Genomic DNA, 6463 nt, shown 5'->3' on the forward strand with positions numbered 1-6463 from the left:
GGGTACGGGGAGGCGGACTACCCGACCGGCGTCGACGCCGCGTTCAACCTGGTCCTGCCGAGCGACCGGCTGACCGGGGTGGCCGCGGCGGTGCGCCCCGGCGGCCGGCTGCTCACCATCACCTACCCCGTGCCCAGGCCGGACTGGATCGGCCGCGACGACGTGGACCTGCGGTTCGTGCTCGACCTGGAAGGCGCGCACGGCGGGATGCGCGAGGTCGGCGAACTGGCGGCGGACGGCCGGCTCCCGGTCACGATCAGCCGCCGCTACCCCCTCGACCAGGGCACGCGGGCCCTGGTGGACTTCGTCCGCGAGCACACCACCGGCAAGCTCGTCGTCACCACGTGAGCCGCACGGGTGACCGGGCCGGTGCCCGCCCCCGGTCACCCGCCCCCGGTCACCCGCCCCCGGTCACCCGCCCCCGGTCACCCGCCCAGGAAGCGCAGCAGCTCCTCGGTGACGAACCCGGGGTTCTCCTCGACCAGCCAGTGCCCGGCGTTCGGCACGTCCACCGCCCGCACGAGGTCGGTCAGGCGCGGCGCCACCGTGGCCCGGATCGCGTCGACCTGCCCCTGGGCGGCCAGGACCAGGGTCGGGACGCGCACCGGCGCCGCCGCCAGGGTGTCGCGGACGTCCTGGTCGAGGGCGCGGTACAGCTCGAAGCCGCCGGACAGGGCCTCGGGCCGGCTGTAGGTCCGCGCGTACTCGTCGATCTCGGCGTCGCTGAACGGCGACCGGTCCGAGGTGCCGCCGAACGCCGTCCCGCCGAACGAGACCTGCGGGTAGAACAGCGCCAGGTACTCGCGCACGTCGTCGCCGACCACCGCCTCCGGGACCCGCCGCTGCGAGTGGAAGGCGATGTGCCAGCTCAGCGAGCGGTAGGTGGGCCCGTCGACGCCGGGTCCGGGCAGCGGCAGGTCGAGGTAGCCGAGGCGCGCGGTGTCGGCGGGGAACCGGGAGGCGTACTGGAACGCCACGGCGGCGCCGAGGTCGTGCCCGACCACGGAGGCGTCGCGCACGCCGAGCCGGTCGGCGACCAGGGTGTGCACGTACCGCGCCAGGGTCGCCTTGTCGTAGCCGGTGGGGGAGCCGGTGCTGTCGCCGAGGCCGGGGAGGTCGACGGCGTAGACGGTGTGGTGCTCGGCGAGCGCCGGCATGATCGGCCACCAGCCGAACCAGGTCTGCGGCCAGCCGTGCAGCAGCACCACGGCCGGGCCGCTGCCGCCGGTCACGTAGTGCATCCGGACGCCGTCCACGTCGGCGAACCCGTGCCGGAACGCGCCGGCGAAGCGCGGGTCGTCCCGGGTGGCGGCGGCGTGCGGGGGGACGTCGGCGGCCGGCGCCGAACACGCCGTGGCGCCGGTGGCGAGCAGGAGGGCGAGGGCGAGCGCGAGTCGGCGGGAGCGGCGCGGCGGCCGTGACGCGGTGGTCATGTGTCCTGTCCTCGGTTCGGGGCTGCGGTGGGGCCAGCCTCGCCGGGCGCGGACCGGTTTGGCACGGGATCTTGCCGTTGTGGCAAGTTGGTCCCGTGAACGGTGGAGAGGAAGACGTGCTCGCCGCGGTGGGGCCGCGACTGCGCGCGCTGCGCCGCGACCGGGGCATCACCCTCGCCGACCTCTCGGCGACTACCGGGGTCTCGGAGAGCACCCTGTCCCGGCTGGAGGGCGGGCAGCGCCGGGCGACCCTGGAACTGCTGCTGCCGCTCGCCCGCGCCTACGACGTGCCGCTGGACGACCTCGTCGGCGCGCCGCGCACCGGCGACCCCCGGATCCACCTGAAGCCGGTGCGGCGGTTCGGGATGGTCTTCGTGCCGCTGTCCCGGCGGCCGGGCGGGACGCAGGCGTTCAAGATGGTCATCCCGGCCCGGCCGGACCCCCTCGAACCGACGCCGCAGGCGCACCGGGGCTTCGAGTGGCTGTACGTGCTCAACGGCCGCCTGCGGCTGGTGGTCGGGGATCGGGACCTGACGCTGCCGCCCGGCGAGGCCGCCGAGTTCGACACGTCCGCGCCGCACTGGCTGGGCAGCGCCGACGGCGGCGCGGTCGAACTCCTCGTCCTGTTCGGTCCCGACGGGGTGCGGCCGGACGCGCGGGCGGAGCGCTAGGAGCAGCGGTACTGCACGGGGCGGCCGCCCTCGCTGCCGACGAGGGTGCTCTCGTCGTCGCTGATCCAGCGCAGCGTGTGGTTCCACGGCACGGCCGAGAGCCGGTCGACGACCACGCCGTCGCGCCAGAGGACCGTCCGCTGGCCCGCGCTCACGGTGGTCCGGCCGCCGACGGTGCCGTTGCCGCCGATGGCCTGGGCCGCGGCGGCGTCGGGGAAGGTGCGGACCAGCGCGCCCCGCGCGGTCCACTCGGTCGCGGCGTGCCCGGCGTCGGTGCCCTGCGAGCCCACCACGCGGCCGTCGCGGATGGCCCGCGGGGTGCTGTAGCCGCCGGCGCCCTGCGCGGCGAGCACGCGCCACCGGCCGTCGGTGTCCCACACCACGCCGCCGCCCGACGCGGTGTCGACCAGGGCGACGACGCGGCCCTGCCGGTCCACGTCGACGGGGTCGAGGTAGGCGGCGTCGGGGGAGGGCAGCTCGCGGTACGTGCCGGGAGCGGAGGCCGGCCACACCACCAGGACGTCCCGGGTACCGGTGTCCGCGTACCCGACGACGTCACCGGCGTCGGTGACCAGCTCGGCCGAGTAGCCGGCCCAGGCCGGGTTGCCGGGCAGCGCGGTGGCGCGGCCGTCGCGGGCGACGGTGACGGCGACCAGTTCACCACCGACGACGTCGTGGCCGACGACGAGGCCGGAGGGGTTCACGTCGCGGTAGCGCGGCGTCGCGGCGGCGGCCCGCAGCACGACCTCCCCGTTCTCCCACAGCGTCCCGCGCGGGTCGACCATGCCGGTGAACGGCACGTACCTGCCCGTGGTGCCGACCGCGTACCGGCTGCCGCTGTAGCCCTCCAGCATGCCGCCGTTGGCCTCGGCGGGCAGGTCCCACGCGGTCCCCTGCCACGTGCAGGCCGCCGCGGCCGGTCCGGCCTGGGCGGCCGGCGGTGACGCGACCAGCCCCAGCCCCACCAACGCGGCGGCGAGCACCCGGCTCGTCGATCGGTTCCCCATCGCGACCGCCCCCAACGGATCATCCGGTGTCCCGGGGAATCCTGGCGACCGCCGGGTGCGGCGGCAAGGGAGCCGAAGCCCGGTGCGGCCGCGGCGGTACCGCTCGCGGCCCGGAACCGGTAGCGCGACCGCGGGTGGCGGATCTCCTGGTGCGGTGGGCGCGCGCGGTGTCCCACGGCCGGCCCGGTGATCCGCGGCGGACGCCGGTCGGGCCGTGCCGGGTGCGTGGAACCGCACCCGCGCCCAGCCGGCGGTCAGGGCGGCCACGCCCGGCACACCCGGCGCCACGACCACCGCGCCCGGCACCGGCGGCCCGCCCGCCACCGTCGCCGCCACCACCGCGGACTGGGGTCACTCCCCGTCGTCGGTGTCGTCCGCGATCACCGCGCCGCAGCGCGGGCACACCTCGGGCGGTTCGCCGTCGTCCAGGAAACCGCACTCCGGGCACACCTGCGACAGCCGGCACGCCGGGTCGCCGCCCTCGACGCGGTCGCGCCGCCCGCCACCGGGCTCCGCCACCGACCTCACCTCCCCGTGCCCTGCCTGGTCAGCACCCCCATCCTCCCAGGCGGGTCGGTGCGACCGGCCCGGGGCCGCCGCGCTGCCGGGTGTCGTCGGCGGTATCGGGACCTCGACGCCGCCGACGGGGGAGTAGGGGTGGTGGCGGAGTGGAGTAGGGGTGTGCGCCGGCCGGTACCCCATCCCACCGCCGTCCTCGGTGGCGAACAGCGGGGCGCCCCCGTCGACCGGCACCGCCCGGTCCGGCCTGCTGAGGGCTGATCTGCCCACAGCAGAGGAACGAGCGAGAGGCGCCGGGCGGTCGGCATCGTCGGGGCATGACGAACAACGAGAGGCAGCCCCTGTTCGACCACCGGCTCCGGGAACGGTTCCTCAGCCAGCGCGTGCTGGTCCTCGACGGCGGGCTCGACGACGACAACGGGACGGTGCTCGCCACCCAGATGCTGTCCCTCGCGGGCGAGGACCCGCACAAGGACATCGCGCTGTGGATCCACTCGCCGGGCGGCTCGGTGCCCGCGATGCTGGCCATCCGCGACGTGATGCGGCTCGTGCCGTGCGACGTGTCGACGCTCGCGCTGGGGCTGGCGTGCAGCGCGGGGCAGTTCCTGCTGTCGGCCGGCACGCCGGGCAAGCGCTTCGCCCTGCCCCACGCCCGCATCCTGATGCACCAGGGCTCGGCGGGCATCGGCGGGTCGGCGGTCGAGGTCCAGGTGCAGGCGGACGACCTGCGGCACACCAGGGACACCGTGCTCAGGCTCATCGCGGAGGACACCGGCCAGCCGCTCGACCGGATCTTCGCCGACTCGCTGCACGACCGCTGGTTCACCGCCGAGCAGGCGCTCGACTACGGCTTCATCGACCACATCGTCACCGGACTCGGCCAGGTCGTGCCCGTACGCACGCACGAGCTGGGCCTCGGCCCGAAGGCGGGAGCGCGCGCATGAGCACGTACACCATCCCCAACGTCATCACCCGCAGCACCAACGGTGAGCGGATCATGGACGTCTACTCGCACCTGCTGTCCGAGCGGATCGTCTACCTCGGCACCGCGATCGACTCCGGCGTGGCCAACGCGCTGATCGCCCAGTTGCTGCACCTGGAGGCGGACAACCCGGACCGGGAGATCAACCTCTACATCAACAGCGAGGGCGGCGACCCGTCCGCGATGCTCGCGCTGTACGACACCATGCGCTACATCAAGGCGCCGGTGACGACGACGTGCGTCGGCCAGGCGGTGGCGGCCGGCGCGGTGCTGCTGGCCGTGGGCGAGGCCGGGCGCCGCTTCGTGCTGCCCCACACCAGGGTGGTGCTGCACCAGCCCGCGGCGCAGGGGCGCGGCACCATCCCCGACCTCATCCTCCAGGCCGACGAGGTCGTGCGGGTGCGCACCCAGCTGGAGGAGATCCTCTCGGCGCACACCGGCCGCGACGTCGAGCAGCTGCGGCACGACACCGACCGGGACCGCGTGTTCGACGCGGCCGGCGCCGTCGCCTACGGGCTCGCGGACCACGTGCTCGACCGCCGGGCCTGAGGGTCGGGCCTGAGGGTCTCGGGGACCCCGGGCCCGAGGGGTCCTCAGGCGGCCAGGAGCACGGGACCCGAGGGGCGGCGCCCGACCACGGGGCCGGCGGGGCGGCGTCCGACGACGGGACCCGCGCCGCGGCCCTGCCGGACCCGGCTCGCGATGCCGATGAGCAGGTCGGCCAGGTCGACGCCGAGCGCACCGGTGACGGCGGCGATCATCTCGCTGGAGGGCTCCTTGCGGCCGCGTTCGATCTCCGACAGGTACTGGGGCGAGATGCCGGCCCGCTCCGCGACGTCGACGAGGCGGCTGCCCCGCTCCTCCCTGGCCGTGCGCAGGCTCCGGCCCAGCACCTCGCGCCACAGCGGGTCCGGCTCGCGCTCCGGCGTGGAGGCGTGCTTCTGGTGGAAGGGGAGGATGTCCGCCATACCAGTCATCCTGGCCCCTGCCGGGCCTCCCGGGGCCGCTGTTCCGCTCCGGGCGAAACCCCAACCGGGTGATCCCTGCCAGGTTGGTCCTCGCCTGGGTGGTCCTCGCCTGGGTGGTCTCCGCCGGGTCGGTCCCCGCTCCGGTGGTCCCCGCTCCGGTGGTCCCCGCTCCGGTGGTCTCCGCTCGGTCAGTCTCCGCCCGGCCCGCCGCGGACCAGCTCCCGCAGCGCCGCCGCGCTCGCCGCCACGATCCGCGCCCGTGCCACCTCCCGCGACGTGGTCGGGGTGCCGTCGCCCGGCTGCTCGCCGTACTCGCCGAAGTGCGCGTGCACCGCGCCCGGCACCACCTCGTGGCGCGTGTCGGCGGGCAGCAGCGGCCGGGCCGCCTCGACGTCGGCGGGCGTGGTGAGCCCGTCCGCCGAACCCGAGATCGACCACGCGGTCAGGCCGGCGCGGGCGGACACGCCAGGGCCGGCACGGCGCGGATCACCGGCGCGCCGCCCGCGCCAGCCGCAGCGGCGCCCAGACCAGCAGCGCGAGCACGGCCACCAGCAGGTACTCGATGGCGGGGATGCGCACGACCTCGTCGATCCGGTCGTACCCGCGCCACGCGTAGACGCCCAGGGCCGCCACGCCGATCGCACCGGCGACCCACCACCGCGTCGCCGCGCTCAGCCCGACCCCGTGCATCTGGGTGATCACGAAGATGCCGACGAACCCGAACAGGAACATGGGCCAGATCCCGTCCGGACCCGAGTTCATCACCGCGACCAGCGTGCCGTGCAGGGCCACCATCAGCTCCAGCCCGAGCGTCCACCACCGGTTCGTGTGCGCGGTGGTGAACATCAGGCTGCTCTGGAACAGGATCAGGAACATGTAGAAG

Annotated in this window: 10 protein-coding genes; 4 read left to right on the forward strand and 6 right to left on the reverse strand. The window is 75.5% G+C overall.

Going from position 1 to position 6463, the window contains the following annotated elements; translation table 11 throughout:
• Positions 1 to 348 (forward strand): zinc-binding dehydrogenase (locus ACFV4N_RS37655; RefSeq protein ID WP_499677452.1); only part of this gene is annotated, 348 nt, incomplete at its 5' end.
• 77 nt (positions 349 to 425) lie between these two features.
• On the opposite strand, the gene ACFV4N_RS37660 is transcribed toward ACFV4N_RS37655, so the two are convergent.
• Entirely contained in the window at positions 426 to 1433 is a 1008-nt protein-coding gene (locus tag ACFV4N_RS37660; RefSeq protein WP_499677453.1) for an alpha/beta fold hydrolase, read from the reverse strand.
• A gap of 95 nt (positions 1434 to 1528) precedes the next feature.
• On the opposite strand from ACFV4N_RS37660, the gene ACFV4N_RS37665 reads away from it, so the two are divergent.
• Positions 1529 to 2104, forward strand: a complete 576-nt coding sequence (locus ACFV4N_RS37665) for a helix-turn-helix domain-containing protein (RefSeq protein ID WP_499677454.1) — start codon at positions 1529 to 1531, stop codon at positions 2102 to 2104.
• Here the strand turns inward: ACFV4N_RS37665 and ACFV4N_RS37670 are convergent.
• Positions 2101 to 3111 carry a hypothetical protein gene (locus ACFV4N_RS37670; RefSeq protein WP_499677455.1) on the reverse strand — a complete coding sequence of 337 codons (1011 nt, stop codon included), beginning with the start codon at positions 3109 to 3111 and terminating at the stop codon, positions 2101 to 2103. The two genes, ACFV4N_RS37665 and ACFV4N_RS37670, sit on opposite strands and share 4 nt — an antisense overlap.
• Before the next feature lie 351 nt (positions 3112 to 3462).
• Complete coding sequence (locus ACFV4N_RS37675; protein WP_499677456.1) at positions 3463 to 3630, reverse strand: hypothetical protein; 168 nt, start codon at positions 3628 to 3630, stop codon at positions 3463 to 3465.
• Between the two features lie 317 nt (positions 3631 to 3947).
• Between ACFV4N_RS37675 and ACFV4N_RS37680 the strand changes: the two genes are divergently transcribed.
• On the forward strand, positions 3948 to 4574 hold the full coding sequence (locus tag ACFV4N_RS37680; RefSeq protein ID WP_499677457.1) for a ClpP family protease: 627 nt from the start codon (positions 3948 to 3950) through the stop codon (positions 4572 to 4574).
• Positions 4571 to 5161 carry a ClpP family protease gene (locus ACFV4N_RS37685; protein ID WP_499677458.1) on the forward strand — a complete coding sequence of 197 codons (591 nt, stop codon included), beginning with the start codon at positions 4571 to 4573 and terminating at the stop codon, positions 5159 to 5161. The genes ACFV4N_RS37680 and ACFV4N_RS37685 overlap by 4 nt, the downstream gene beginning before the upstream one ends.
• Positions 5162 to 5205: 44 nt before the next feature.
• Here the strand turns inward: ACFV4N_RS37685 and ACFV4N_RS37690 are convergent, their stop codons facing one another.
• From ACFV4N_RS37690 to ACFV4N_RS37700, 3 genes are all read right to left on the reverse strand, one after another.
• Positions 5206 to 5580 carry a helix-turn-helix domain-containing protein gene (locus ACFV4N_RS37690; protein ID WP_499677459.1) on the reverse strand — a complete coding sequence of 125 codons (375 nt, stop codon included), beginning with the start codon at positions 5578 to 5580 and terminating at the stop codon, positions 5206 to 5208.
• A gap of 188 nt (positions 5581 to 5768) precedes the next feature.
• The gene (locus tag ACFV4N_RS37695; RefSeq protein WP_499677460.1) at positions 5769 to 6044 is read right to left on the reverse strand and encodes an alpha/beta hydrolase; all 276 of its coding nucleotides are present in this window, start codon (positions 6042 to 6044) and stop codon (positions 5769 to 5771) included.
• 22 nt (positions 6045 to 6066) lie between these two features.
• On the reverse strand, positions 6067 to 6463 hold a 397-nt coding region (locus ACFV4N_RS37700), incomplete at its 5' end, for a hypothetical protein (RefSeq protein ID WP_499677461.1).

The sequence above is a fragment of the Actinosynnema sp. NPDC059797 genome (genome assembly GCF_042732085.1).
GTDB lineage: Bacteria > Actinomycetota > Actinomycetes > Mycobacteriales > Pseudonocardiaceae > Actinosynnema.